This window comes from Bradyrhizobium erythrophlei (assembly GCF_900129505.1).
GTDB classification, from domain to species: domain Bacteria; phylum Pseudomonadota; class Alphaproteobacteria; order Rhizobiales; family Xanthobacteraceae; genus Bradyrhizobium; species Bradyrhizobium erythrophlei_D.
This window is the reverse complement of the sequence record NZ_LT670818.1, coordinates 2,484,491-2,510,716: the sequence shown is the minus strand read 5'-3', so window position 1 is coordinate 2,510,716 and position 26,226 is coordinate 2,484,491. Positions and strand designations below refer to the sequence as shown.

Sequence of the window (26,226 nt, the reverse complement as noted above, 5' to 3'; positions counted from 1 at the left end):
GGGCTTTTTCTATTCAATTCCGATTTTTTGCGTATGAATGAGTCCCACCGGTCCGCATCCTCGTCGCGCCAGAGAATTGACCACCCCCCCGAAAGTCTGACGACGCGCCTAGTTCCGGTTGAAGTAGACCTCAAGCAGCAAATCTTTGACGTCTGCTCTTCCCTCAACAACGGACATTCACCAAAGGGGCGGTTACGTCAGCTTTGTGCCATTACCGGAAGTGAAAAGCTTTACTCAATCACCTCGTCGGGAGCGACCGGCAGGTCCGGCGCGTTTCCCTAATTGTGGTGGCGGACGGCATGGCGCCTACGGACGTTTGGTTCTGACCGCGCGAAACGGAACGGATGGGATCTTTGTGCGTGTTTAAATTGAAGCCAACGAATCCGCACTAAGTATGCGGCATTGGCCGCCAGTCGTCGTGAAGCCCTCCAAACTTCCATCGATTGGACCGCGTCCATCATGCGGCGCCAATATTGATATCCCCAAGCAAAAGCTGGGATCGACAGGAGCTTTTCTCGATTTAGTTGAAACAGCTGCTCGACGAGTGTGAGCTTCAAAACTTCCGCTGCGATAAAGATAACGGCGCCGGCGAAAAAATGACCGGTCCCAATCAAATACCCCGCTAAAGGCTTTGCCGGCTCCAGAATGATAACCGGCACGGCGAAAAGCGCGAGCGAAGGATACGGCCGCAAAGAAACGATCCAGAGTCGCGTTCCCTCGAAAATCTTCTTTTTAGCAATCCAAACGGTCACCGGTTGCGTGACGTGAGAAAATACACCGTCGACAATGAAATACACGGTGGCAAGGATGAAAACAGGTGTGTTCCAAACGCGGGCCATGAAATCCTCCGCTGAGTCAAAGCGAAGGCGATCAATGCGTTCCAAGTTCCGCGAGGCAAATCGCTATGCCTCTCTTAACGGAACAACGGATTCTGCATAGTTAGGAGGCCAATATCACTCCTATCGACTGCAATAGGTGCTTTATCCTCGGATAATTGAACACCGGTAGGCCCCGGCTAAGCCAACCTAGCTAAGCTAGGGCGTGAACCCATAGATTCAGAGTGGTCGGCGGATGTCCGCTTTGGTGCGCATTCCAGACTCTCAGCACCGTCATTCGATTACCTCATCGGCACCGACGAGCAAATTGGGCGGCACAGCGATCCCAAGCATCTTCGCGGTCTTAAGATTGATGATCAGCTCGACCTTCGTGGACTGCTGGACAGGCAGGTCGGCGGGCTTCTCGCCTTTGAGAATTCGGCCGGTGTAGACGCCGACCAGCCGGTCCGCGTCGGTAAGACTGCCTCCGTAGCTCATCAATCCCCCGGCTGTCGCGAAACTACGCAAAAAGGAAATCGTCGGAATCGCATGCCGCACCGCCAGTGCAGCAATTTGCCCGCTCCGGCTCCCGAAGAAAGCATCGCCGCCGATTAGGAGCACCCCTGCGCGCAATTGGGCAACGGTTGCAAAGACCGCATCGAGATCGCGTTCGGTACTGGCGCGCAGGATATGCAGTTGCAGCGCAAGCTTCCGGGCGGCTTCCTGCAGGTCTCTCGATTGCGTCTCGGAATTGGGGTTGGTCGGGTTGACAAGCAAGGCAATGATCGTCGCCGCGGGCATCAGTTCGTGCGCCAGCTCCAGCCGCTTCGATGCTACCTCGTCGAACAATGAGGTCACGCCCGTGAGATTGCCGCCCGGTTTGTTTAGGCTGGCGACAAGCCCAAATGCGATCGGGTCCGTGCCGACCGAAAACACTATCGGAATTGTTGCTGTCGCGGCCTTTGCTGCGAGTACTGATGGGGTCCCGCTTGCCGAAACAATGACTGCTACCCGACGGCGAACTAACTCGGTCGCTAGCGCCGGGAGTCGATTATTTTGGCCTTCGCCCCAGCGATATTCGATCAGCAGGTTCTTGCCTTCGACATAGCCGGCTTCCTTGAGGCCTTCGCGGAACGCGGCCACGTTGCTTGCGGCAGACTCGGGCGAGCCGACACTAAGATATCCAATCATCGGCACCGCCTGCTGTTGCGCGCGTGCCGCAAGCGGCGATAAAACTGCCGCACCGCCCAGAAGCGTGATGAAATGGCGACGCTTCATGTGACCAGCCAAGCCTGGAGGATCATCCTTTGTGTATTCCAAAATAATAGCAGATCGTTTCCGGGGTGTACGTAAAATGGGTCACGCTCAGGAAGTGCAAATTCGACGATCTTCCCCGGCGCTAAAGTCAGCTCCGGGTCCAGGCCGTGTGGAAACGTTTTTCGTACCCCAATAACTGCAAGCAACCGGGCGTGACGGACCTCGACGCGACCGGCTGAGCCTATTTTTGCTGTATCGAGTCTGGAGTCAATCCGGGCGCAGCCTCGGGCCGTGCTGAGCGACCTTAGCGGTCTCACGGCGCGCACCATGACACGCTCTTCAAGCCCGGATCGCTGCGAGGAACGGTTTGATACCGACGATGTTCATCACGCGCGTGAGGTTGTAGGCGAGCACGTGCAGCGCCATCTCAGTCGCCACTTTGGGCAGCGTCTTCATCAAAAAGTGCGTCGCCCCCATCCGCATCTTCAGCGTGCCGAACGGATGCTCGACTGTCTCGCGGCGAGTACGCATCGCGTCCGGATTCTTGTCCAGGCGGGCCTGCACAGCATCGACAACGTGCTCGTGTTCCCAACGCGTGATGCGGCGTTGCGGTCCCTTCGTGCACTGAGCCTTCAGCGCGCAGGTCCGGCACGTGTTACTCCAATAGCGGTGCAGGACCAATCCATTTTCCTCGTTCGCGAAGCGGTGGATGAGCGTCTCACCGGCTGGACAAACGTAAATGTCCTCTTCGGCCACATAGCGGAAATCCTGCTTGCCGAAGCGGCCTTCGGACTTTGCCCCCGATGTCTGCGGTTTTGGCAGCGTGACCGTGATGCCAGCCTCTTCGCATGCGAGGATCTCCTCGCCTTTGAAGTAGCCGCGATCGGCGAAGGCTTCGAGGTTTTCTGCCTCCAATGCCGCCTTCGCTTGGTTGGCCATGTTCGCAAGATGCGACTTGTCGGTGCCGACGTTGGTCACCTCATGCGCGACGATCAGATGGTTCGTCGTATCAACGGCCGCTTGTACGTTATAGCCGACCATCCCAGAGCCGCGCCCGCTGGTCGCCATCGAGCGGGAATCAGGATCGGTGAAGGAGACCTGCTGATCGGGCGCGGCAAGCATCTCCTTCTCAATCGCTTTGAGGCGCTTGACCTCCTCTTCGAGCTTGATCAGCTTCTCCTTGAGCCGCGTGGTCCTGGCCACAAGCTCCTCCGACGGCACCTCACCGGCAGCTGTCTGGCGATCGGCTGTGTCAAGTTGGCTCAGATAGCGCGCAACGCTCTCCTCGATCTGCGCCAGACGCCGCTCCATCTTTCCCTTCGTGAAGTTGTTGTCGCGCGAGTTAACCGCCTTGAACTTGCTGCCGTCGATCGCAACGCTCGCTTTCGCCAGCAGACCCATCTTGCGGCACAAGGCAACGAATTGCGCGCAGACCTTCTTGATGGCGGGGCCGTTGTCTTTGCGGAAATCGGCGATGGTTTTGTGATCCGGAACGAGCCGTCCCGTCAGCCACATCACTTCCAGATTGCGGCCAGCCTCACGCTCCAGCCGCCGGCTCGATTGGACCCGGTTGAGATAGCCATAGATATAAAGCTTGAGCATCGCCGAAGGATGATACGCGGGCCGGCCGGTCGCCGCCGGGTTGACGCCATCGAACCCCAGCTCGCGCAGTTCCAGCGCATCGACGAACACATCGACCGCGCGAACAGGATTGCTCTCGTCCACCCAATCATCAAGGCATTCCGGTAACAGTGTCGTTGCTGGCGATCCGCCCCTTGAACGAAACCCTTCATCATCCCCCCGCGATTCAGCAAGGGAATCATAGCATCGGTCAGGTTTTCACACAGTCTGGGTCATTCGCTACAAAAATGCGATGCCCGTGCTACGTCCGCTTTCCCCCCGAAAGCCACCTAAGAACGGACATCGCGCGAGGTCCGAAAATGCCAACACCGGAAGTCCGGCAACCTCACTCTGGAAGTCCTGCTTTGCGGAGACCGTCGATAAACATCTGAGCCTGCCATTGACCACTGGGAGCTACCCATTGAGATTTTCGGAAATCGGGCTCAATCTCAAGGAGCTGGGCCACCGTCTTTCTAGCTTCTGCATCTCGCCCAATTTGATCGCGCCGGATGGCGGAGCGGATATTTAGCAACCACGGCAAATGTCGAGCTTGCGGTCGAGCGCCGCGTTCTCCTTGTTGACCGGATCGTTCGGATTCATCAGGTTTTTCTCCGATGGCACTTGATCGCCGCGCGGCTGGGAATGTCCCCCGGATTCTTCCCCCAGCGCTTGCTGTTGTACGTTCATCGCCGGAGGTTCGGCCGGAATTCGCGAACCACCCGGCTGCGTCGGGGCCTCTATGAGCGGCTGCGGCAGCGTTGTCATCCTGGCAGCGTTGCTTATGCCACTTGGATCGACCGTAGAATTGTTTATTCCACCAGCGTTCCCAGGACCGCGCGGAATACCACTGATCGGCACATTTCCCGTACCCGCCGAACCGGCGGGTCGCGAAAATGCTCCCATTGCCGCAAACCCCGCGTGTCCGCCTCCGTGTCCGCCCCCTCGCGCAAATGATGCGGCAGGTGGGGTCAAGACCATGAACAATGCGATAGCGACTTTTGCGGAGGTGTTAGACATGGGGAGCGCCACTATGATTCACTGGAACGGCGAAGCCGTAACACTCACATGGGTTCGCAATCCGCCGGTGCCACTAAATTATGCTTTAGATTTCGGTACCCGCGGCGCTGTGCACGAAGTTGGGGGTCGGGGACCAGAGCACGAAAGTGCTTGCCATCTACGTCGTGGAAACAGACAAACCGCTGCCAACGCCGTGGCCGCCAAAATTCAAACCGAAGCAATAATAAAATTATCCAATGTCCGTTGGGGGTCAAAATCGGAAGTGGCAGGGCTCGCGCGGCACGTCCGTTCTACCCTCAACAGCAGACATCGTCAGGCCGCTCCGGCATGTCCGTTTCGTGCATTCGGACATGGCGGTTGTGAAGAGTGAGGGCAGAATGCCGAGCGGAGCCTGCCGCTTTCATTTCCGAAAGCCCCCACGGAATGCTATTGTTCACCGCGTCACCCTGAAAAAATCGGTCGAATTTTCTCGGAGGAGCAGATGGGCAGCTACTCAATCGGTGATCTCAGCCGCCGCGAGATCCTAAAGATGTCCATTGTACTCGCCGGCTCCAGCGTGGCCTTTTCAACCAATCTTACCGCTGCGGAAGTGGCGTTGCGGCGGACACCGGCTCAAATCCTTGGGCCCTTCTATCCGCTTAATAAGCTGACTAGAAACTTCGATCTGACCAGAGTACCGGGTCGGACTGGCCACGCAGATGGACAGGTGCTCAACGTGATGGGGCGCGTGCTGAACCTCGCGGGAAAGCCCGTTCGCAACGCGAAGGTCGAAGTTTGGCAAGCCAATGCTTACGGGCGCTACACACATCCGAACGACACCAATCCGGCACCGCTCGACCCGAACTTCGTGGGCTCTGCCGTGCTGGCCACCGACCCGCAAGGCCGCTATCGATTCAAGACAATCAAGCCGGCAGCCTATCCTGCTGGACCTGACCTGATCCGTCCGGCACACATCCACTTCCAGGTGAGCGGTCGGCACGACAGGCTCGTGACGCAAATGTATTTTGAAAACGATCCCTACAATGAGAAGGATCCAATCCTGAACAGTGCAGGAAGGAAGGAATTACTGATAACAAGGCTACTGGACCCATCTCCAGAGTTCGATCCCGACTCAAAAGTGGTGATGTTTGATATTGTGCTGTTCAAAGGATAGTTGTGGGCGTTTTGGCCACCCCCCACATGGATTTGACTAGACGGACCAAAGCACACAAAAAAATAAGTTTGAGAATTTTGCGTAAAAAAATGAGGTTCTAACCTGCCGGTGCGAGCCCTTCCTCGCTAAGTTTTTGTATCCCCCTCACTGGACCAGATGCGCGGAAAAATAATGCTTCGAAACTGAGCCGCATCATGAGCAGCGCAAGAGCAACGAGCTTGCCGACCCGACCGAATACCGACAACACACTGAGCTCGTTGCGGTTCTGTTGCCAGGCAAAGCGCGTGATGGCGAGATCGTCCAAGCCCGTTGGTCGTAAGTGCCAAATTGGCCTTAAAAATCTACGCCTATGAAAAAAATCCCTGAGTGGCAGTAGGGCCGGTGCGCAAGGCGGCAGTTCGCCAGAGATTGGACCACCCCCCACCGCCTGCATCTTCTTCGTATCTAGCTGCCAAGTCGAGGGCCGGTAGCTGGTCCGGCGGCGGCGCAGATGGGGACGCGGGCGGTGAGGCAACTCACTCAAGTTGGTTTTTTGGTTTAGAAAATAGGAGATTTTGCGTGCGAACCAGCCGGGTCCCGAACCATATTTTTATACAGTTTTGACGGCCCCACCTGGCGTCGTGACCGGTCGAAACCGCGGTACACCAAAAAAATAAGTTTGAGAATTTTGCGTAAAAAAATAGGTTTCTAAGCTACCGGTCCCGGTCCTTCGGGGCGAAGGTTTTGGCCCCCCCTGCCCGTCAGGATCGACTAGCGACAACGTCAGCGGGATCGCTGCTGCGCTGTCGAGCGAGAGATCAGCGACCGCAAGCTCGCCTTGAGTGAACATCACCTCGGAGCTTCTTGCCGCTGCCAGTGTTCGCTGAGAACAGCACCAAGTCGCCCTTGGGAGGCTCGACGTGGCCGGTGACATAGGTGGCAATGACAACGGCCGATCGCCGCGCGACCCGGGCACGACGGGTGAGCTCGCTTCAGCCCGAGCTAATCTGCCGGCCCCCTCTGCACGGTCGTTACAGATCGAATTTGTTCTGCGGTCTGTTGGCATCGTCCGAGGGGGTTGGAATGGATTGTTGCCACTCCTCGTCTTATCATCGGGGTGGAAATCGAACTCATGAGAACTCGCAACCCCCACGGGATCATTGCCGAGCTTCAACTCCGTCATTCTTTCTGTGAAGGGGGAATGAGGGGAGAAGTGATGATTAAGTGAAGGTTCATTAATGGCGACAACAATGTCGCAACCTCGTGCGACAAGCTTGGGCAAAGGGGTGTACTACCCTGTCACGGCACAGGCTGCCCGGAGGTACCACATAGTCACAACATGCTTCAGACCACTTGTTGTCGTGGGGCGGCGAACCACAAAAAATCTACTGGGTTTGTACGTCAGGCTGTGCGTCTGGACCGAATTTTTTATAATTACGTCGTAAAATCAAGTACTTATACATTTATCTGGCGGAGAGAGTGGGATTCGAACCCACGGTACGGTTTCCCGCACACACGCTTTCCAAGCGTGCGCCTTAAGCCACTCGGCCATCTCTCCGGATGCCCCCTCTTGAAGGGCCATGGCGACTTTTGCAAGTGAGTGCGGCCGGGATCGTCGATATTTCAGCAACCTATTGAATAAATTGTGTAATTTTTCCAGGATTTGAACTTGCGCGGGGCTGAACCGAAACCCGGTTACCGGCGACGATAGAATATGGCCGCGATTCAACGGGCGGAGGGACAATATGACCATCGATCGGGCGCTGGCGTTTTCGGTCCTGATGTCGGCGATGCTGGCGGGCAGCGCCGCGCCCGCGCTGGCGCAGGCCTGTACCCGTCAGGGTACCGACGTCATCTGCGACGACGGCCGGCGCGGGATCTTTTCCGGGCAGGCTATCATCTGGGCCGACGGCACCCGCTCCAGCCTGACGTCGCCGCATCCGAGCGTCATCATCGGCAATAAATCCTCCGTCGTCGTCGGACAGGGCGTGTTCGTCGGCCAGGGCAAGGGCGTTGTGCCGCTGGACAATCCGAGCGCGCCCGACAAGGCGCGGTGCCCTGTGCTCAATGGCGTCGCGTATTGTTATTAGCCGGACTTTCTAACGCTAGTGATACCGAACGCCGCTGTTGACCGAGCGCAGCGGCCACGGCGCAGGCGGCTCCGCGGGCAATGGCTCTGGTCCGCAGGGGTCGCTCTGGGTCTGCTGCAAGGCGTCGACGAAATCGGCGAACCATCCCTGGATGGTGCTGGCGTGGAGCTTCTCCATCATCGCTTCCCAGCGCATGCACCGCTCCATCAGGGGCATCGAGAGCGCGGTGGCGATGGTCCGCGCCATGCCGTCGATGTCGTTGGGATTGACCAGAAGTGCGGTGTCCAGTTCGTTGGCGGCACCGGCGAATTTCGACAGCACCAGCACGCCGGGATCGGCCGGATTTTGGGCCGCGACATATTCCTTGGCGACCAGATTCATGCCGTCATGCAGCGGCGTGACGACGCCGACCTGGGCGGTTCGATAAAGCCCCGCCAGGACGGTCTGGCTAAATCCCTTGTTGAGATAGCGGATCGGGGTCCAGTCGGCCTCGCCATGGCGGCCGTTGACGTCGCTGACGAGCTTGGCGAGCTCACTCTGCAAATTGCCGTAAGCCTCGATCGCGCCGCGCGAGGGCGTTGCGATCTGCAGCAGCGAAACGGTACGTGCTAGCTGCGGCTGGGTGGTCCACATTCGGTCGAACGCGTTGATGCGGTTGATCAGCCCCTTGGAATAATCCAGCCGATCGACGCCGATCGCGAGCTTCTCGCCGTGCAGGCTGCGCCGCAACCGCGACACGTCGGGATGCGACAGCGCCTTGGCGGCCTGCTGTGCGAATTTCTCGGGATCGATCCCGATCGGAAATACCGCAACCCGGGTTGTGCCGAAGCGCGAGGCGACGCAGCCGTCTGCGACCTCGAGAGCGAGTTCCGATTGGAGATAGTCGAGGAAATTCTCGCAGTCATCGCCGGTCTGGAATCCGATCAGATCGTAGGCCAGCATCGCCTCGATCAATTCGCGATGATGCGGCACGCCTTCAATGACGGCGCGCGCGGGCCACGGCGTATGCAGGAAGAAGCCGAGCGGCTGGGTGACGCCGAGATCGCGCAATTCCGCGCCCAGCGCAAGGAAATGATAATCCTGGACCCAGAACGCGCTGTCGGGCTTCTGAAAGCGCAGCAGTGCGCGCGCCATGAAGGCGTTCACTTCGCGATAGCTGAGATAATCTTCCTGCGAGGCGCGGATCAGGTCGGAGCGGGAATGCAACGCCGGCCACAATGCCGAATTCGCAAAGCCTTCATAATATCCGCCGTAATGCGCTGCCGGCAGATCCAGCATCGCTAGCGCGCCGGCGCCGAGTGCTTCAATTTCGGCAAACGGTTCCTTCTGGGAACCATCGCGGACGCGACCGGAGGAGCCCACCCAAATCGCGCCGGATTTTTCCACCACCGGCAGAAGCGCAGCGGCAAGCCCACCTGTCATGGGCTCATTGGCCTTGCCCCGGGATACGCGATTTGAAACGACGACGAGGTTCACCGGTCCCTCCTGAATGGCTCGCGTATTTAACTGGCATTCATCAATATGGTTCCTCGTCACCCTTTCAACGAAATGAAACCAAATTCAGGCTGAGCCGCGGCGGAACCCGGCCGTTCCACCACGAAACGACATTGGATTAATGACAGCTTGGGTGACTGATATCGCCTCGAGTCGTTTCTTCGAGTTCCGTTTCACCGTTCGGCCGCAGTATCGCCACCGCTGAGACGCGCGAGCCATTCGCGCACGTCGCGCGGTTCGTCGAAATGGCGGGCGACGCCTTGCGCGCGCCGGCCGACGGAAAATGCCAGGCCGTCGAAATCAGGCATGATCGCAAACACGCTCTCGTCGGTGACGTCGTCGCCGATGAATATCGGCCGACGCCCCTTGAAAGGCTGATGCGTCATCAGTTCGATGACGCCCGATGCCTTGTTGAAGCCGGAATGCTTGATCTCGCAGACGCATTTGCCGGGCAACACCTCGATCGGCGCGTTCGGCAGGTCGGCCCTGATCAGCGATACCGCCTCGAAGATCGCCTTTTCGGCGTGCGGGGCGAGTCGGTAATGCAGCGCCAGCGAGTAACCCTTGTCCTCCAGCAGGATTCCGGGGCTGAGTTTGGCGATCGCCGCCAGCCGCCGCTTCAATTCCTTGTCCATCGGCGGGGCGTGGGTCGCGACCGATTCGCTGTCCGTCATGAGTCGCATTTCCGCGCCGTGGCCGCCGACGGCCGGAAACTGTTCGGGGGCGAAGATCAGGTCGATATCGTTGAGCGAACGCCCGCTGACCAGCGCCAGCGCGCCCGAGGTCTTTTCGAGCAGCCGGTTGAGGGTTTTCGCGAGTCCCGGCGGCACCCACACCTCGCGCGGCGTCGGCGCCAGATCGAGCAGCGTGCCGTCGATATCGAGCAGGACGGCGAATTCGTCCAGCCGCCGTGACAGTTCGCTCGCGGTCAAGTTCGCCGGCACTTCGTCGGGCGATGGCATATCCTGTTGCAACGGCACCTCGGCCACATCCTGGTCTACCAAATCCCGGTTCATCTCACTCTACTCCACAAAGGCCAGCGGGCGTGCAACCGATTCGAGGGGCTGCCGCTCGGCCGCGACCGCGTAACGCCAGGCGATGACGGCCGCCGCGATCATCAGGGCCGACCCCAGCAGGTAGCCCGCAAAAACGCTGTTGCGCGATCCGGTATCGATCAGCGCGCCGAACAGAGCCGGGCCGGCCACGCCTCCAATTCCGGTTCCGATCGAATAAAACACCGCAATCGCCAGCGCCCGCACTTCCAGCGGAAAGGTTTCGCTCACGGTGAGATAGGCCGCGCTTGCGGCCGGGGAAGCGAAGAAAAAGATGACCATCCATGCAATAGTCTGGCCTTGCGCGCTCAACGCGCCGATCGAGAACAGATAGCCGGACAGCGCCAAGAGCGCGCCGGACACGCCATAGGTGAGCGTGATCATGGCGCGGCGGCCGAGCGTGTCGAACAGGCGGCCGAGCAACAGCGGCCCGAGGAAATTACCCGCGGCGAAGGGGAGGATGTACCATCCGACCTGGTCCGCGGCGATGCCGTAGAAGTCGGTAAGGACCAGCGCGAAGGTGAAGAAGATCGCGTTGTAGAAGAACGCCTGGGCGATCATCAGCGCCAGTCCGACCAGCGAACGCCGGCGATAGGTCGAAAACAGCGTGTGCGCCACTTCGCGCAGCGGCGTGTGGTCGCGCATCCGCAGTTTTATCTTCGGCCAAGCGTGCCGACCTGGGTCCTGCGCGTGTCCCTTGACGGAGCGTTCGATGTCTTCCACCACCGCATGCGCCTGTTCGGGATGGCTGTGGATCATCAACCAGCGCGGACTTTCGGGAATCCACATCCGCATCACGAAGACGACGAGGCCGAGACAGGCGCCAGTGAGGTACGCCAGCCGCCAGCCGAGATCCGGGCCGATCAGCAGCGGATCGAGCAGCACGATCGCGGAGGTCGCGCCCATCGCCGCGCCGATCCAGAAGCTGCCGTTGATGACGAGGTCGGTCCAGCCGCGATAGCGCGCCGGCACCAGCTCCTGGATCGTGGAATTGATCGCGGTATATTCGCCGCCGATGCCCGCGCCGGTGAGAAACCGAAACAGCGCGTAGCTCGCGACGCCCCAGGACAAAGCGGTGGCCGCGGTCGCGGCGAGATAGAGCGCGAGCGTGATGAAAAACAGTTTCTTGCGCCCGATCCGGTCGGTGAGCCAGCCGAAGCCCAGCGCCCCGCATACCGCGCCCGCCAGATAGGCGCTGTTGGCGAGGCCAACGTCGAAATTGGAGAATTGCAAAACCGGGCTCTGTTTCAGCGCGCCCGAAAGCGCGCCCGCCAGCGTGACCTCGAGCCCATCCAGGATCCAGGTGATGCCGAGCGCCAGCACGACACGGGTGTGAAAGCCGCTCCAGCGCAAACCGTCGAGACGCGCGGGAATGCTGGTTTCGATGACGCGATCGCCGTTACGCCTCCCCGGCGCCGACATGTGAGCATTGTCGGGCGCGCTATCATCGACCGCCGGGCTGAGCTGCAAATCCATCGATCGGACCAATGAGGAAACGCCCGGGATTGCTGCATTCCGGGGCTCTCAAGCGTGAATGCGGCCTATCTGCCACGGGGTCAACGCCGCAAGGACAACCGGGTTCCCGCATGGCGGCAAAGGAACCGATTTGGGCCTGCTGCCGTTTTGGCTCAAACGGAAAGGAGTCGATGATGGCTGAAAGGAAGACCGCGCGCAAAACCACTGCACGAAGAAGCTCGAAACGACTGACGCGGAGGGCCGGTTCAGCGGGCAGAAAAACGGCGGCCAAAAGGACATCGTCAAAACGCTGGTCGCAGCGCGTCACCGCGCAAAGCGATGCGCTCGATCTCAAGCAAGGCGTCTTCAAGCTGACCAATCCGAAGAAGATCGCGGCATCACTAAAGCGCTCGGCGGAACGGAGTTCGCGCCGCAAGGCCGGCGCCTATCGCTCGGCGCTGTCGATGCTGACCTTCTATATCAACCGTGCCGGCAAGGGCCTGCCGAAGACGCAACGCGACCGGCTGGAGCGGGCCAAGGGCGAATTGAAGCGGCAGTTCGGGAGAGAGTGAATTGTCATATCGGCGAAGGCGGGTATCCAGTACGCCGCGGCTTCTCGGTTCTGTCGCCAACATCTCTGGAATACTGGATCGCGCGGTCAAGCCGGGCGACGACTGCTGACGGGCTGGTGCGCAGGGTGGGTTCGGGTGGCGAACGTGCGTGCGCAAATGATTTGCTCCCGATTTACATGTCAAACAGCAGAACGTCGTTCTCACCTCGCCCCGCTTGCGGGGAGAGGTCGCGAGCATCTTGCGAGCGGGTGAGGGGGACTCTCTGCAAGCCCGACTCGCTGAGAGTCCCCCTCACCCGGCGCTTTGCGCCGACCTCTCCCCGCACGCGGGGCGAGGTGAAGCCAGCCACACTTTCACGATCTCGCCGCATGTTTCGCGCGAGTCTTGCCTGCTCGTTCCGCCCTCTCCGTTCAGAGGGCGCAGGGAATGCCGGGCGTCCGATGCGCCCGATAGCCGCGTGTGCAATGAGTGTGGTAGAACGCACACGCGTTGTCAGGTCACACCGGGAAACACCCGGCATTCCCCGCGCAATGGTTTTACGGCTTATGTCGTACTCTCCCCGGCGATCGGGCTTTCTTGTCACCGTCGCTTGCGAATGAACCCGCAAACTTGACGCCGGCGTCGAGGCGTCAGGACCACACGATTTTGCCGTCCGCATCCGGCGCTGTTCGTCAAGAGCGCCAACGCGGCCACCGCATCCCGTCCCGCGTCCGTGACGATCGCGAGCCGCCCCTCTGTGGGACGGGACGACGCGGATATAGAACTGATTTGGGTGCGGCGGCAAGCACAATTTCTGAAATTCAGAAATATTATTTTGGGGCGTATACCCGTTGGCGCATCGCCAAATTCGCACCCGCCGCGATCCCCCGGGCCAGCACCTACGCGGTGCTTTGCGCCCCGGCGGCGCGGCTACGCCGCCCTGATATTGGCCATGAAGCGATCCAGTTCCTCGCGCAGCCGGGCGCTTTCGCTGGAAAGGGTCTTGGCCGAGTGCAGCACTTCCTCGGAAGCCGAGCCGGTTTCGGTGGCGCCGCGATTGACCTGCATGATGTTGGCGGCGGCTTCCTCTGTGCCTCGCGCGACGTTCTGAACGTTGCGCGCGATCTCCTGGGTGGCCGAGCTCTGCTGCTCGACCGCGCTCGCAATCGCCGACGCAATGGAGGAGATCTGGCCGATGGTGCCGCCGATCTCCTTGATCGCCGCGACCGATTCCTGCGTCGCGCCCTGCATGCCCGCGATATGGGTTGATATCTCGTCGGTCGCCTTCGCGGTCTGGCTCGCCAGCGACTTGACCTCGGACGCGACGACCGCGAAACCGCGGCCGGCGTCGCCGGCGCGGGCGGCTTCGATGGTCGCGTTCAGCGCCAGCAGATTGGTCTGCTCGGCGATCGCCGTGATCAGCTTGACCACGTCGCCGATCTCCTGGGCGGCGCGCGACAATTTGCCGATGCGGCCGTCGGTCTCCTGCGCCTGCCGCACGGCGGCGTCGGCGATCTTGTTGGAATCGCGCACCCGCCGGCCGATCTCGTCGACCGAGGTCGATAGTTCCTCGGTCGCGGTGGCGACCGATTGCATGTTGCTGGAGGCCTCTTCCGAGGCGCCGGCGACCTGGCTCGACAGGCTCTGGGTGGTCTCCGCGGTCCGCGTCAGCATGCCGGCCGCCTGTTCGAGCTGAACGGCGGAAGCCGATACGTTGGAGACGATCGCGCCCACCGCCGCCTCGAATTCATCGGCAAAGCGAATGAGCTCGCCGCGCCGCGCCGCCCCCGCCGCCTTGTTCTGGGCATCCTGGGCCGCCGCGTCGCGCTCGGCCTTGGCGATTGCCTGCATCTTGAATTCCTCGACCGCGCCGGCCATTTCGCCGATTTCGTCGCGGCGCCCGAGGCCCGGCAGCACGACATCGAAATTGCCGCCGGCGAGTTCGCGCATCGCCTTGCACATCTCGATCATCGGCCGCGAAATCCCCTTGCCCAACAGCAGCGCCAGGATCGCGCCGAGCACGAAGCCGCCGGCCGCGAGCATCACGATCAGGTGCTCGGTCTCCCCGATCGTCGCATCCGACTCGTTTTCAAGCCTTTGCTGGTCGGAAGACAGGTCCGCCTTCAGCGCGCTCGCGCCCTTGACGATCGCCGCCGCCGATTCGTTCATTTCGGCGACGAGTTTTTCGACCGATTTCGAATTCTCGACCAGCTTGGTCAGCGCCTGCCGGTAATCTCCGAGCAGTTCGCTGGCCTCCTTGAGGCCCGCCACGATCTTTTCGTCCTTCGAGGGGATCGCCTGCATCGAGTTCTCGACGAATTTCAGCCGCGCCAGCGCGCTGTTGGCCACGGTCTGGTCGGAGTTGATGACGAACGTATTGGCGAGCGCCGTCACTGCCTGGAATTGCTCGGTGACTTTTTTCGCGCCGAACTGGATCTGCTGCAGCTCCGCATCGTCGGCGTTGCTGGGGAGATCGTCAAGCTTGTAGCGCAGCATGTTGCCGCTTTTCGCCAGCTGGTTCTGCGTCAGCAGCGCGCTGTCGCGCTTGACCTTGAGGATGTCGGCGAAGATCCTGGTGAAGGTGCCGAATTCGCCGGCAAGGCGCGTCACCTGATCGCGGCGCGCCGGATTGCTGGTGCCCTTCATCGACTGATCGATGGCCTCTTTCAGGCTTGCTTCGGCCGCCAGCGCCGCCGTGGCGTCGTCTTCCTTGCCGGTCGCCACATAATAGCGCGCCACGGCCCGGTACGAGATCAGCTCACGGTCGATATTGCGGGCGAGATCGGCTTCCGAGACGCTGCCGCGGTAGGTCGCAACACCCGAGGAGACCCGCTCGAATCCGTAATAGGCGGTGCCCATGCTGACCGCCGTAATGGCGAGTACGACGGCGAAACCGAGGGTGACTTTGCCGCGAAAGCGCAGGCCTGGGAGCCTTGACGATGCCAATTGCGAACCCACCCCAACCTCCCAGCCGCTTTTCCAACGAAAGACGCGCCCGGAAGCGCGAGCTTCCGGCTCGTTGCGCGAAATTAGAGCAGAATGAATAAGGGGCGGTAAATTCGCAGCCGATGCGCCTATTTGAGGCCAGGGGAAAAGCCGACCCCTTGCGGCTGGTCTACAGGGACCGGCCCCAAGCGTGGCCAGGCGGCTCAAGCGCGCGCCGGCGGCGCGTGGCCCGCGACTCGCCGGGCGCCCCCTTGAGACGAAGAAGACATCACAATGACTTCTGCGGCCAAATTCCCAGTTGCAAAGTCCTGCTCCGGTGCTTCTAATCGGAGTAATTAAAACATCGGGGAGGTATCAGGCGTGTCTACAGTCAAATTGACGGTAAACGGTAAGGCGGTCTCGGCCGAGGTCGAGGACCGGACCCTTCTTGTCCATCTCCTGCGCGAACATCTGAACCTGACCGGCACCCATGTCGGCTGCGATACCAGCCAGTGCGGCGCCTGCATGGTCCATATCGACGGCAAGGCGGTGAAGTCGTGCACGGTGCTGGTCGGGCAGGCCGATGGCGCCAATGTCACCACCATCGAGGGTATCTCGAAGGGTGACGAGCTGCATCCGATGCAGGCCGCGTTCCGCGATAATCACGGGCTGCAGTGCGGCTATTGCACGCCGGGCATGATCATGTCGGCGATCGACATCGTCAACCGCCATGGCGGAAAGCTCGACGAGGACACCGTCCGCCACGAGCTGGAGGGCAATATCTGCCGCTGCACCGGCTACCACAATATCGTCAAATCGGTGCTCGACGCCGCCGGCCGCATGAAGGTCGCGCAGGCCGCGGAATAGCGTCCGCGGATCACCGATCGCCAAATCAAAGACCGCCGAATTTCGATGGAAATGGCGGAAAACAGAACTCCGGCAGGGAGACCAGGATTATGGGTGTTGAAGGTATTGGCGCCAGCGTCGTGCGCAAGGAAGATCGGCGTTTCATCACCGGCAAGGGCCGCTACGTCGACGACATCAAACTGCAGGGCATGACCTTTGCCCATTTCGTCCGCAGCCCGCATGCGCATGCCAAGGTGAAGAGCATCGATATCGCGGCGGCGATGGAGATGCCGGGCGTGGTCGACGTCCTCACCGGCAAACAGATCGTCGACGACAAGGTCGGCAACCTGATCTGCGGCTGGGCGATCACCTCCAAGGACGGCTCGCCGATGAAGATGGGCGCATGGCCGGCGATGGCGCCGGAGACCGTGCGCTTTGTCGGACAGGCGGTCGCAGTCGTCATCGCCGAGACCAAGAACCAGGCGCGCGACGCGGCGGAAGCCGTGGTCGTCGATTACGAGGAAATGCCGGCCGCCCCCGACATCCGCGCGGCGATCAAGCCGGGCGCGCCGCAGCTTCACCCGGAAGCGCCGGGCAATGTGATCTATGACTGGACCATCGGCGACGAGGGCGCGACGGACGCCGCCTTCAAATCGGCGGCCAATGTGGTGTCGCTCGACATCACCAACAACCGGCTGGTGCCGAATGCGATGGAACCGCGCGCGGCGATCGGCGACTATAACGAGGCCGAGGAGCACTTTACCCTCTATACGACGTCGCAGAATCCCCACGTCGCGCGGCTGGTGCTGTCGGCCTTCTACAATATCGCCCCGGAGCACAAGCTTCGGGTGATCGCGCCCGACGTCGGCGGCGGTTTCGGCTCCAAGATCTTCATCTATCCCGAGGAGATGGTGGCGTTGTGGGCCTCCAAGAGGGTCCGGCGCCCGGTGAAGTGGACGGGCGACCGTTCGGAAGCCTTCCTCACCGACGCCCATGGCCGCGACCACCTCACCAAGGCCGAAATGGCCTTCGACAAGGACAACAAGGTCACCGGGCTGCGCGTCAAAACCTACGCCAATCTCGGCGCCTATATGTCGCTGTTCTCCTCCTCGGTGCCGACCTACCTCTACGCGACGCTGCTGTCGGGCCAGTACAACATTCCCAACATCTTCGCCGAGGTGATCAGCGTTTATACCAACACCGTCCCGGTCGATGCCTATCGCGGCGCCGGCCGGCCCGAAGCCAGTTTCGTGGTGGAACGGCTGATGGAGACCGCGGCGCGGCAATTGAAGGTCGATGCCGCCGAATTGCGCCGCAAGAATTTCATCACGCAATTCCCGCATCAGACCCCGGTCATCATGGCCTATGACGTCGGCGATTTCGGCGCCTCGCTCGACGCCGCCATGAAGGCGATCGACTATGCCGGCTTCCCCGCCCGCAAGGCCAAGGCGAAGTCCGAAGGCAAGCTGCGCGGCATCGGCCTGTCCTGCTACATCGAGGCCTGCGGCATCGCGCCCTCGAAGGCGGTCGGCAGCCTGGGCGCTGGTGTCGGCCTGTGGGAATCCGCCGAGGTCCGCGTCAATCCGGTCGGCACCATCGAAATCCTGACGGGTTCGCACAGCCACGGCCAGGGCCATGAAACCACCTTCTGCCAGCTGGTCGCCGAGCGCCTCGGCGTTCCCATCAGCCAGGTGCAGATCGTGCATGGCGACACCGACAAGGTGCAGTTCGGCATGGGCACCTATGGCTCGCGCTCGGCGGCGGTCGGCCTGACCGCGATCCTCAAGGCGATGGAGAAGATGGAATCCAAGGCCAAGAAGATCGCCGCGCATCAGCTCGAGGCGTCGGAAGGCGACATCGTCATCGAGAACGGCGAGTTCAAGGTTACCGGCACCGACAAGTCGATCGCGCTGCCGATGGTCGCGCTCGCCGCCTACACCGCGCACAATCTGCCTGACGGCATGGAGCCCGGCCTGAAGGAGAGCGCCTTCTACGATCCCACCAACTTCACCTTCCCGGCAGGCGCCTATATCTGCGAACTCGAGGTCGATTCCGGCACCGGCAAGACCTCCTTCGTCAACTTCGTCGCGGCCGACGATTTCGGCCGGCTGATCAACCCGATGATCGTCGAGGGCCAGGTCCATGGCGGCCTCGCCCAGGGCATCGGCCAGGCCCTGCTCGAAGGCGCGATCTATGACAGTAGCGGCCAGCTCGTGACCGCGTCGTTCATGGATTACACGATGCCCCGCGCCGACGATTTGCCGTCGTTCAAGCTGAACCACACCACGACGCTGTGCCCGGGAAATCCACTCGGCGTCAAGGGTTGCGGCGAGGCCGGCGCGATCGGCGCTTCGGCCGCCGTGATCAACGCCATCACGGATGCGATCGGTAACAACAAGCTTGAAATGCCGGCCACGCCCGATCGGGTGTGGCACGCCATTCACGGTTGAGAGGGAGAAAACTCATGTACGAGACAACTTACCATCGTCCCTCCTCGGTCGACGAAGCCGCGGCCTTGTTTGCAAAAGGCTCGGAGGCGAAATATCTCGCCGGCGGCCACACGCTCCTTCCGGTAATGAAGCAGCGGCTGGCCTCGCCATCCGACGTGATCGATCTCGGCAAGATCAAGGACCTGATCGGCATTGAGGTCTCCGCTGACGCGGTGACGATCAAGGCGGCAACAACGCATTGCGACGTCGCCACCAGCGGGCCGGCGCAAAAGGCGATTCCCGCGCTTGCCTATCTCGCTTCCCTGATCGGCGATCCGGCCGTCCGCCACCGCGGCACCATCGGCGGCTCGATCGCCAATAACGACCCTGCGGCGGACTATCCGGCGGCGGTGCTCGCGCTCGGCGCGACGATCAAGACCAACAAGCGCTCGATATCGGCGGATGATTTCTTCAAGGGCCTGTTCTCTACCGCCCTTGCCGACGGCGAGATCATCACCCAGGTCTCATTCCCGATTCCGGCCAAGGCGGGCTATTCCAAGTTTCCGCATCCGGCGTCGCGCTTCGCCCTGACCGGCGTGTTCGTCGTGAAGACCAAGGCCGGCGACGTCCGCGTCGCCGCCACCGGTGCGTCGCAGAGCGGCGTCATGCGGGTGCCGGCGATCGAAGCGGCCCTGACGGCCAACTGGTCGGCAGGCGCAATCGACAGCGTCAAGATTTCCGCCGACGGCCTGTTGGGCGATATTCAGGGCTCGCCGGATTATCGCGCCAACCTGATCAAGGTGATGGCGCAACGCGCGGTTGCCGACGCCGGCTGATCGCGCATTCCGCCTCAAACCATGCGTGCGGCGCGCTAGCCAAGCGCGCCGCACTGCATTTAGAGACATTCGCGCCAAAAGGCGCTTGCCACGCTCGGCTTAAGGCGAGACAATTTAGCTAATCGATTAACTAGAATATCCCGCGGGGGCGCCCATGAAATTCGGCATTTTCTGCGTGCATCAGCTGCCGCGGCCGTGGAATGAGGGCGACGAAGTCAGTCCCAAAGCAACCGTGAACCAATAAGACCTCGAAACACCAGGAATGGATTTTTGACGTGACCGAGACCATGACAGCTCCCGCACCCGAGGCCCCGACGCAGCACGCCAGCGGGCCGCTGACCGGTTTCCGCATCGTCGAATTCGCCGGCATCGGACCCGGGCCCTTCGCCTGCATGATGCTGGCGGACATGGGCGCCCAGGTGGTGACGCTCGATCGCATTGGCGCCAGGAAGAACATGAAATCGGTGGCCGGGCGCGGCCGCAAGGTCGTCGAGCTCGATCTGAAGGACAAGGCCGCGATCGCGCAAGTGCTCGACCTGCTTTCCAACGCCGACGCGCTGATCGAAGGTTTTCGGCCCGGCGTGATGGAGCGGCTGGGGCTGGGCCCGGACGTGGTGCAGGCGCGCAATCCGCGCCTCGTCTATGGCCGCATGACGGGCTGGGGCCAGGAAGGCCCGCTGGCGCAGGCCGCCGGCCATGACATCAATTATATCTCCGTCACCGGCGCGCTCGCAGCGATTGGCCCGAAAGAGCGGCCGGTGCCGCCGCTCAACCTGGTCGGCGATTTCGGCGGCGGCGCGCTCTACCTCGTGGTCGGCGTGCTCGCCGCCCTGCTGGAAGCGAAAAAATCCGGCAAGGGACAGGTGGTGGACGCCGCGATGTGCGACGGCGCGGCCTCGCTGATGTCGATGTTCTTCGACATGACCGCGATCGGCCGCTGGACCGACGGGCGCGAACGCAACTTCCTCGACGGCGGCGCGCATTTCTACGGCGTCTATGAATGCGGCTGCGGCAACTTCATCTCGATCGGCTCGATCGAACCGCAGTTTTATGCGTTGCTGCGCCAGATCGCCGGCCTCTCGGATTCCAGTTTCGACGCCCAGATGGATCCGAAAGCGTGGCCCGCGCTCAGGCAAAAGCTGGTCGAGGTGTTCAAGAGCAAGACGCGCGAGGAGTGGTGCGAGCTCATGGAAGGCACCGACGTCTGCTTCGCGCCGATCCTGACTATGGCGGAAGCGCCCGATCATCCGCACATGGCGGCCCGCAAGATTTTTGTCAGCCGCCACGGCGTCACCCAGCCCGCCCCCGCGCCGCGCTTTTCGCGCACACCCTCAGCGATCCGCGAACCGGTGATGGCGGATATTGCGGAGCTAACGAGCCAGTGGAAGGCGGCGAGGTAAATTCCAGCGTCATTCCGGGGCGCGCGTTAGCGCGAACCCGGAATCCAGAGGTCGTTGCTGCGAGATTCCGGGTTCGACGCGGAGCCTGTCATCGGGCCGCGCTTGCGCGGACCCGTTGGCGTCGCCCCGGAATGACGAGAAAACCCCTACGCCGCGTCGTCCACTTTCAGCACGCCGCGGCGGATCTGGTCTTCCTCGATCGATTCAAACAGCGCCTTGAAATTGCCTTCGCCGAATCCGTCGTCGCCCTTGCGCTGGATGAATTCGAAGAAGATCGGCCCGATGGCGTTGGCGGAAAAGATCTGCAGCAGCACCTTGGTGAGGCCGCCATCGAGCACGCCTTCGCCGTCGATCAGGATGCCGTCGCGCTTGAGCCGCGCGATTTCCTCGCCATGACCGGGCAGCCGCGCGTCGATCTTCTCGAAATAGGTGTCGGGCGGTGACGGCATGAACGGCAGGCCGGCGTCGCGCAGGGTTTCGACCGCGCGGTAGACGTCCTTGGTGCCGCAGGCGATGTGCTGGATGCCCTCGCCGCGATACACCTTCAGATATTCCTCGATCTGGCCGCTCTCGCCGGCATCCTCGTTGATCGGAATCCGGATCTTGCCGTCGGGGCTGGTCAGCGCCCGCGAGAACAGGCCGGACGCGCGGCCCTCGATATCGAAAGAGCGGATCTGTCGAAAATTGAACAGCTTTTCGTAGAAGTCGGTCCAGACGTCCATGCGGCCGCGATGGACGTTGTGGGTGAGGTGATCGATGTAATAGAGCCCGGCGCCCTCCGGCCGCGGGTCTTTCGCGCCCAGCCACTCGAACCCGGAATCGTAGGGAGACCCCTTGGCGCCGTAGCGGTCGACGAAATAGAGCAGGCTGCCGCCGATGCCTTTGATGGCGGGAACGTCGAGCGTCTGTTGCGCAGGCGGAATGCCAGCCGGCTCCGCGCCGAGCGCCAACGCGCGGTCATAGGCCGCCTTGGCGTCGACGACACGGAACGCGATCGACGGCGCGCACGGGCCGTGGGCGGCGACAAAGTCAAAACCATGGGTGCCGGGTTCCTCATTGACGAGGTAGTTGATGTCGCCCTGGCGATAGACCGTGATCTTTTTGGCGCGGTGCCGCGCGACCGGCACGTAGCCCATCAGCTTGAACAGCACGTGCAGCGCCTGCGGGTCGGGATGTGCGTATTCGACGAATTCGAAACCGTCGGTGCCCATCGGATTGTCGGAGTTGATGACCGCGGCCGGCGCGTCGTGCGGAAATGGACCCATGGCTGACCAATTCTCCCTGTTTCGGACTTGCAGTTTCGGCCATTGGGCGCACAATGGGCGTGCAAATGACTGGCATTACCGCCATCGCATGCACGGTTCGTGCATAATCCGGGTGTATTACGCATGATCTCGGTCGACGCCTTCGACCTCAAAATATTGAGCGCGCTGCAGGATGACGGCCGCCTCACCAACCAGCAGCTGGCGGAGATCGCCGGCCTGTCGGCGTCGCAATGCTCGCGGCGGCGGATGCGGCTGGAGGAAGACGAGGTGATATCGGGCTATCACGCCGACCTCGCCAGCGAAGCGCTCGGCTTCGGCGTCATCGCCTTCATCCACATCACGCTCGCGACCCACTCGCCCGACAACGCCAAGCGGTTCCGCGCATTGGTCAACCGCGTCGACGATATCCAGGAGGCCTATTCACTGACCGGCGACGCCGATTATCTCCTGAAGGCGGCGCTGCGCGACCTCAAGAGCCTGTCCGACATCGTCAACAATGTGCTGATGCCGCACCAGAGCGTGGCGCATGTGCGCTCATCGATCGTGCTGGACCGGCTGAAGGAGAGTTCGAAACTTCCGCTGAAGGGCGCGGCGCGTTAGCGTGTCCGAAATCGAGGGAGATTCGGCATTCGAATTTGCCGCGCAGTTTGCCATGATCGTCTGCGATCGACACACGTCTCTGCTCGCGAGAATTGACTCCCTGTTTCGGTAACGGCAGTGCGCTCCCTCTCCCCTTGCGGGCGGGGAGAGGGTGAGGTGAGGGGTTCAGGTCTATCGATGGACCGTAACCCCTCACCCGGATCGCATCTAACGATGCGATCCGACCTCTCCCACAACAAGGGGAGAGGTGAGGTGCGAAGCTCGAACAAGATGCAACTAAATTTAGCCTCGGCTACGAACGACGTGACCGCCATGGCGCTGCAACTCCGGCCGAACTGCGAATATTGCGACAAGGACCTGCCGCCCACCTCGACGGAAGCGCGCATCTGCTCGTACGAATGCACGTTCTGCGCCGACTGCGTCGAGACAAAGCTGCACAATGTCTGCCCGAACTGCGGCGGCGGATTTGCGCCGCGGCCGATCCGCCCCGCCCATGAATGGCGCCCCGGCGCCTGCGTCGGCCGGCAGTTGCCGTCGGACAAGCGCGTGCATCTGAAATACAGTCTTGAGGACATCGCCGCGCATTCGGCGCGGATCAGGGACATTCCGGCGCAGGAGCGGTGACCTCTTACACCGTCATTGCGAGGAGCGAAGCGACGAAGCAATCCATTCTTTCTTTGCACGAGAGATGGATTGCTTCGCTTCGCTCGCAATGACGGAATTAATGGCTGCTACGGAAGTCTATTCGGCCGCTACAATGGTCCCCTCAACTTCACCAAAACCGACGCGATAGCCGTCGCCCTGGCACCAGCCGCGCATCACAAGCGAATCGCCGTCCTCCAGGAACGTGCGCTTGATGCCGCCGGCCAGATCGAGCGGCTCGGTGCCGTTCCAGGAGATTTCCAGCAAGCTGCCGCGCTGGTCCTTCTCCGGACCCGAGATAGTGCCGCTGCCTAAGAGATCGCCGACATTCATGGCGCAGCCGCAAGCAGCGTGATGCACCAGTTGCTGCACCGACGACCAGTACATGTATTTGAAATTGGTGCGGCAGATCCGCTGCCCCTCATTCATGTGTGCCGCGCGCAGGCCGACGTCGAGCTGAAGATCGAAATTGTTCGGCTGCGCCTGCTTCAGATACGGCAGCGGCGCCGGGTCCTGCATTGGACCATTTACCCTGAAGGGCTCCAGCGCTTCGCGCGTCACCACCCACGGGCTGATCGAGGTCGCGAACGCCTTGGCCTGGAACGGCCCGAGCGGCACATATTCCCACTGCTGGATGTCGCGCGCGCTCCAGTCGTTCAGGAGCACGAAGCCGAAGATCATCTCCTCGGCCTGCTGCTCGCTGAGCATCTCGCCCATCGCCGAGGGCTGCCCGACCACGACGCCCATCTCCAGTTCGAAGTCGAGCCGCTTGCACGGCCCAAAGCTCGGCACCTCCGCGCTCGGCGGCTTTAGTTGCCCGCGCGGTCGCCGTATCTTTGTGCCACTGACGACGACGGTCGAGGCACGGCCGTTGTAGCCGATCGGCATATGCAGCCAGTTCGGCTGCAAGGCATTGTCCTTGCCGCGGAACATGACGCCGACATTGGTAGCGTGCTCCTTCGACGAATAGAAATCGGTATAGCCGGCGACCGCGATCGGCAAATGCAGTTTGGTCTGCGCCATCGGCACCAAAGTGCGCGCTCTCAACTTTTCATTGTCGCGCAATTCCGGATGATCCTGGCGCAACAATTCGCTGATCCGCGCCCTCGTCTGGGACCAGACTTTCGGGCCCAGCGTCATGAAAGGATTGAGCGTCGGCGCCGAGAACACGCCGAACTCGCCAACCACGATGCGGCAATCCTGTTCGAGCTCCCAGAGATCGAGCACATAGTCGCCAATCGCCACGCCAACGCGCGGCGTCGGCGAAGCCGCTGTCGAAAACACGCCATAGGGCAGGTTCTGGATCGGGAAGTCGGAGGCGCGATCGACGGCGACGAAGGAGCGAAGGGTGGGATCGTTGGGATGGGGCAAATTCTTTGCTCCTGCTTATGGTGCATTGTCATTCCGGGGCATCGCGCAGCGATGAACCCGGAATGACGGCGAGAGCAATCCCTACGGCCGGTTCGGATCGAACCGCTTTTCCAGCCCCTTCCAGCAATCGGCGTAATCATCCTGCAGCGTCGAGGACTTCGCCGCATGCGTGGTGATGCGCTGGGGGAAGCGCGTCTCGAACATGAAGGCCATGGTGCCGGTCAGCTTGACCGGCTTCAGTTCCGAATTGGTGGCGTGGTCGAAGGCCTCGCGGTCCGGACCGTGCGGCAGCATCATGTTGTGCAGGCTAATGCCGCCGGGGACGAAGCCCTGCGGCTTGGCGTCGTAGACGCCGTAGATCAGCCCCATGAACTCCGACATGATGTTCATGTGATACCAGGGCGGACGGAAAGTGTTTTCCGCCACCATCCAGCGCTCCGGGAAGATGACGAAATCGATATTGGCGGTACCGGCGGTTTCCGACGGCGCCGTCAGCACGGTGAAGATCGACGGATCGGGATGGTCGAAGCCGATGGCGCCGACCGGCGAGAAGGTGCGCAGATCGTATTTATACGGCGCGTAATTGCCGTGCCACGCCACGACATCAACAGGCGAATGCGGCAGCGTGGTCTTGAACAGCGAGCCGCCCCATTTCACGAACAATTCGGTCGGCGTGTCCTTGTCTTCGTAGGCCGCGACGGGAGTGAGGAAATCGCGCGCGTTGGCGAGGCAATTGGCGCCGATCGGGCCGCGCTCCGGCAACGTGAAGGCTCCGCCGTAATTTTCGCAAAGATAGCCGCGTGCAGGGCCGCCCGGGATCTCGACGCGGAATTTTACCCCGCGCGGGATCACCACGATCTCCCCCGGCTCGGCATCTATCCGGCCGAACTCGGTGACCAGACGAAGGTTGCCCTGCTGCAGCACGAACATCATCTCGCCGTCGGCATTGTAGAAATGCTGGTCGACCATGGACTTCGTGACGAGATAGACATGCGCCGCCATGCCGGCTTGCGTGCCGGCGTCGCCCGCCGTGGTCATGGTCTGCACGCCCTGCAGGAAGGTCATTTCCGTTTTCGGAATCGGCGTTGGGTCCCAGCGCAATTGCTCGACCACGATCTCCTGCTCGTGGCACGGCGCGGTGCGCCACAGCCCCGCATCGACTTTTGCAAAACGTCCGGAGTGTTTGACCGAGGGCCGGATCCGATAGAGCCAGGAGCGCTCGTTGCTGCCGCGCGGCGCCGTGAAGGGCGAGCCGGAGAGCTGTTCGGCATAGAGCCCATAGGCGCAGCGCTGCGGCGAGTTGCGCCCGACCGGCAGCGCGCCGGGCAGCGCCTCGGTCTCAAAGCTGTTGCCGAAGCCGGACATGTAGCCCGGCGTGATACCGACGGTGCTGCGACCGATCAGGTCAGGCGAGGTATTGATATTCATG

Annotated in this window: 20 protein-coding genes, 1 tRNA gene and 1 pseudogene; 9 read left to right on the top strand and 13 right to left on the bottom strand. The window is 61.5% G+C overall.

What is annotated here, in order from left to right; translation table 11 throughout:
- Positions 1 to 278: 278 nt before the first annotated feature.
- The 4 genes and pseudogenes from B5525_RS11780 to B5525_RS43775 all read right to left on the bottom strand — a co-directional run bounded on the left by B5525_RS11780 (position 279) and on the right by B5525_RS43775 (position 4,457).
- Positions 279 to 839: a hypothetical protein gene (locus B5525_RS11780; protein ID WP_172899852.1), complete on the bottom strand. Its 561-nt coding sequence runs from the start codon at positions 837 to 839 to the stop codon at positions 279 to 281.
- Positions 840 to 1,109: 270 nt separating this feature from the next.
- On the bottom strand, positions 1,110 to 2,093 hold the full coding sequence (locus B5525_RS11775) for an ABC transporter substrate-binding protein (protein ID WP_079566156.1): 984 nt from the start codon (positions 2,091 to 2,093) through the stop codon (positions 1,110 to 1,112).
- Between the two features lie 318 nt (positions 2,094 to 2,411).
- Positions 2,412 to 3,865: pseudogene (locus B5525_RS11770) on the bottom strand (IS1182 family transposase).
- A gap of 352 nt (positions 3,866 to 4,217) precedes the next feature.
- On the bottom strand, positions 4,218 to 4,457 hold the full coding sequence (locus tag B5525_RS43775) for a hypothetical protein (RefSeq protein ID WP_154073161.1): 240 nt from the start codon (positions 4,455 to 4,457) through the stop codon (positions 4,218 to 4,220).
- Between the two features lie 733 nt (positions 4,458 to 5,190).
- Between B5525_RS43775 and B5525_RS11765 the strand changes: the two genes are divergently transcribed.
- Positions 5,191 to 5,862, top strand: coding sequence for a hypothetical protein (locus B5525_RS11765; protein WP_079566155.1), 672 nt, complete (start codon positions 5,191 to 5,193; stop codon positions 5,860 to 5,862).
- A gap of 97 nt (positions 5,863 to 5,959) precedes the next feature.
- Here the strand turns inward: B5525_RS11765 and B5525_RS11760 are convergent, their stop codons facing one another.
- Together B5525_RS11760 and B5525_RS11755 are read right to left on the bottom strand one after the other, a co-directional pair.
- Positions 5,960 to 6,166, bottom strand: coding sequence for a hypothetical protein (locus B5525_RS11760; RefSeq protein ID WP_079566154.1), 207 nt, complete (start codon positions 6,164 to 6,166; stop codon positions 5,960 to 5,962).
- Positions 6,167 to 7,309: 1,143 nt separating this feature from the next.
- Positions 7,310 to 7,399 (bottom strand) — tRNA-Ser (locus B5525_RS11755).
- A gap of 187 nt (positions 7,400 to 7,586) precedes the next feature.
- On the opposite strand from B5525_RS11755, the gene B5525_RS11750 reads away from it, so the two are divergent.
- Positions 7,587 to 7,931, top strand: coding sequence for a hypothetical protein (locus B5525_RS11750; protein ID WP_079566153.1), 345 nt, complete (start codon positions 7,587 to 7,589; stop codon positions 7,929 to 7,931).
- A 15-nt stretch (positions 7,932 to 7,946) separates the two neighbouring features.
- Here B5525_RS11750 and B5525_RS11745 read toward each other — a convergent pair whose 3' ends face one another.
- The 3 genes from B5525_RS11745 to B5525_RS11735 all read right to left on the bottom strand — a co-directional run bounded on the left by B5525_RS11745 (position 7,947) and on the right by B5525_RS11735 (position 11,953).
- Positions 7,947 to 9,407 (bottom strand): trehalose-6-phosphate synthase, encoded by a 1,461-nt coding sequence (locus B5525_RS11745; protein ID WP_079566152.1) that lies wholly within the window; start codon positions 9,405 to 9,407, stop codon positions 7,947 to 7,949.
- Between the two features lie 191 nt (positions 9,408 to 9,598).
- The gene (gene otsB / locus B5525_RS11740) at positions 9,599 to 10,441 is read right to left on the bottom strand and encodes a trehalose-phosphatase (protein WP_079566151.1); all 843 of its coding nucleotides are present in this window, start codon (positions 10,439 to 10,441) and stop codon (positions 9,599 to 9,601) included.
- 6 nt (positions 10,442 to 10,447) lie between these two features.
- The gene (locus tag B5525_RS11735; RefSeq protein WP_079566150.1) at positions 10,448 to 11,953 is read right to left on the bottom strand and encodes an MFS transporter; all 1,506 of its coding nucleotides are present in this window, start codon (positions 11,951 to 11,953) and stop codon (positions 10,448 to 10,450) included.
- Between the two features lie 170 nt (positions 11,954 to 12,123).
- On the opposite strand from B5525_RS11735, the gene B5525_RS11730 reads away from it, so the two are divergent.
- Complete coding sequence (locus B5525_RS11730) at positions 12,124 to 12,504, top strand: DUF3175 domain-containing protein (protein ID WP_079573247.1); 381 nt, start codon at positions 12,124 to 12,126, stop codon at positions 12,502 to 12,504.
- A gap of 909 nt (positions 12,505 to 13,413) precedes the next feature.
- Here the strand turns inward: B5525_RS11730 and B5525_RS11725 are convergent.
- Positions 13,414 to 15,441 carry a methyl-accepting chemotaxis protein gene (locus B5525_RS11725; protein ID WP_172899851.1) on the bottom strand — a complete coding sequence of 676 codons (2,028 nt, stop codon included), beginning with the start codon at positions 15,439 to 15,441 and terminating at the stop codon, positions 13,414 to 13,416.
- Between the two features lie 348 nt (positions 15,442 to 15,789).
- Here B5525_RS11725 and B5525_RS11720 point away from each other — a divergent pair, with 348 nt between their 5' ends.
- From B5525_RS11720 to B5525_RS11705, 4 genes are all read left to right on the top strand, one after another.
- Positions 15,790 to 16,275 carry a (2Fe-2S)-binding protein gene (locus B5525_RS11720; RefSeq protein WP_079566149.1) on the top strand — a complete coding sequence of 162 codons (486 nt, stop codon included), beginning with the start codon at positions 15,790 to 15,792 and terminating at the stop codon, positions 16,273 to 16,275.
- Between the two features lie 89 nt (positions 16,276 to 16,364).
- Positions 16,365 to 18,704, top strand: coding sequence for a xanthine dehydrogenase family protein molybdopterin-binding subunit (locus B5525_RS11715; RefSeq protein ID WP_079566148.1), 2,340 nt, complete (start codon positions 16,365 to 16,367; stop codon positions 18,702 to 18,704).
- Positions 18,705 to 18,718: 14 nt separating this feature from the next.
- The gene (locus B5525_RS11710) at positions 18,719 to 19,519 is read left to right on the top strand and encodes an FAD binding domain-containing protein (RefSeq protein WP_079566147.1); all 801 of its coding nucleotides are present in this window, start codon (positions 18,719 to 18,721) and stop codon (positions 19,517 to 19,519) included.
- A gap of 287 nt (positions 19,520 to 19,806) precedes the next feature.
- Positions 19,807 to 20,919, top strand: coding sequence for a CaiB/BaiF CoA transferase family protein (locus tag B5525_RS11705; RefSeq protein WP_079573240.1), 1,113 nt, complete (start codon positions 19,807 to 19,809; stop codon positions 20,917 to 20,919).
- Between the two features lie 146 nt (positions 20,920 to 21,065).
- On the opposite strand, the gene hppD is transcribed toward B5525_RS11705, so the two are convergent.
- A complete protein-coding gene (gene hppD, locus B5525_RS11700; RefSeq protein WP_079566146.1) occupies positions 21,066 to 22,184 on the bottom strand; it encodes a 4-hydroxyphenylpyruvate dioxygenase in 1,119 nt (372 codons plus the stop codon).
- Between the two features lie 123 nt (positions 22,185 to 22,307).
- Between hppD and B5525_RS11695 the strand changes: the two genes are divergently transcribed.
- Complete coding sequence (locus tag B5525_RS11695) at positions 22,308 to 22,784, top strand: Lrp/AsnC family transcriptional regulator (protein WP_079566145.1); 477 nt, start codon at positions 22,308 to 22,310, stop codon at positions 22,782 to 22,784.
- 312 nt (positions 22,785 to 23,096) lie between these two features.
- On the top strand, positions 23,097 to 23,408 hold the full coding sequence (locus tag B5525_RS11690; RefSeq protein WP_079566144.1) for a DUF1272 domain-containing protein: 312 nt from the start codon (positions 23,097 to 23,099) through the stop codon (positions 23,406 to 23,408).
- Positions 23,409 to 23,525: 117 nt separating this feature from the next.
- On the opposite strand, the gene fahA is transcribed toward B5525_RS11690, so the two are convergent.
- Positions 23,526 to 24,797, bottom strand: coding sequence for a fumarylacetoacetase (fahA, locus tag B5525_RS11685; RefSeq protein WP_079566143.1), 1,272 nt, complete (start codon positions 24,795 to 24,797; stop codon positions 23,526 to 23,528).
- Positions 24,798 to 24,878: 81 nt separating this feature from the next.
- Complete coding sequence (gene hmgA / locus B5525_RS11680; protein WP_079573238.1) at positions 24,879 to 26,225, bottom strand: homogentisate 1,2-dioxygenase; 1,347 nt, start codon at positions 26,223 to 26,225, stop codon at positions 24,879 to 24,881.
- Position 26,226: the final 1 nt, after the last annotated feature.

Coding starts and splice junctions, on each gene's coding strand:
- B5525_RS11780 (WP_172899852.1), bottom strand. CDS start 839: ATGGCCCGCGTTTGGAACACACCTGTTTTCATCCTTGCCACCGTGTAT.
- B5525_RS11775 (WP_079566156.1), bottom strand. CDS start 2,093: ATGAAGCGTCGCCATTTCATCACGCTTCTGGGCGGTGCGGCAGTTTTA.
- B5525_RS43775 (WP_154073161.1), bottom strand. CDS start 4,457: ATGACAACGCTGCCGCAGCCGCTCATAGAGGCCCCGACGCAGCCGGGT.
- B5525_RS11765 (WP_079566155.1), top strand. CDS start 5,191: ATGGGCAGCTACTCAATCGGTGATCTCAGCCGCCGCGAGATCCTAAAG.
- B5525_RS11750 (WP_079566153.1), top strand. CDS start 7,587: ATGACCATCGATCGGGCGCTGGCGTTTTCGGTCCTGATGTCGGCGATG.
- otsB (WP_079566151.1), bottom strand. CDS start 10,441: ATGAACCGGGATTTGGTAGACCAGGATGTGGCCGAGGTGCCGTTGCAA.
- B5525_RS11735 (WP_079566150.1), bottom strand. CDS start 11,953: ATGGATTTGCAGCTCAGCCCGGCGGTCGATGATAGCGCGCCCGACAAT.
- B5525_RS11730 (WP_079573247.1), top strand. CDS start 12,124: ATGATGGCTGAAAGGAAGACCGCGCGCAAAACCACTGCACGAAGAAGC.
- B5525_RS11715 (WP_079566148.1), top strand. CDS start 16,365: ATGGGTGTTGAAGGTATTGGCGCCAGCGTCGTGCGCAAGGAAGATCGG.
- B5525_RS11710 (WP_079566147.1), top strand. CDS start 18,719: ATGTACGAGACAACTTACCATCGTCCCTCCTCGGTCGACGAAGCCGCG.
- B5525_RS11705 (WP_079573240.1), top strand. CDS start 19,807: ATGACAGCTCCCGCACCCGAGGCCCCGACGCAGCACGCCAGCGGGCCG.
- hppD (WP_079566146.1), bottom strand. CDS start 22,184: ATGGGTCCATTTCCGCACGACGCGCCGGCCGCGGTCATCAACTCCGAC.
- B5525_RS11695 (WP_079566145.1), top strand. CDS start 22,308: ATGATCTCGGTCGACGCCTTCGACCTCAAAATATTGAGCGCGCTGCAG.
- B5525_RS11690 (WP_079566144.1), top strand. CDS start 23,097: ATGGCGCTGCAACTCCGGCCGAACTGCGAATATTGCGACAAGGACCTG.
- hmgA (WP_079573238.1), bottom strand. CDS start 26,225: ATGAATATCAATACCTCGCCTGACCTGATCGGTCGCAGCACCGTCGGT.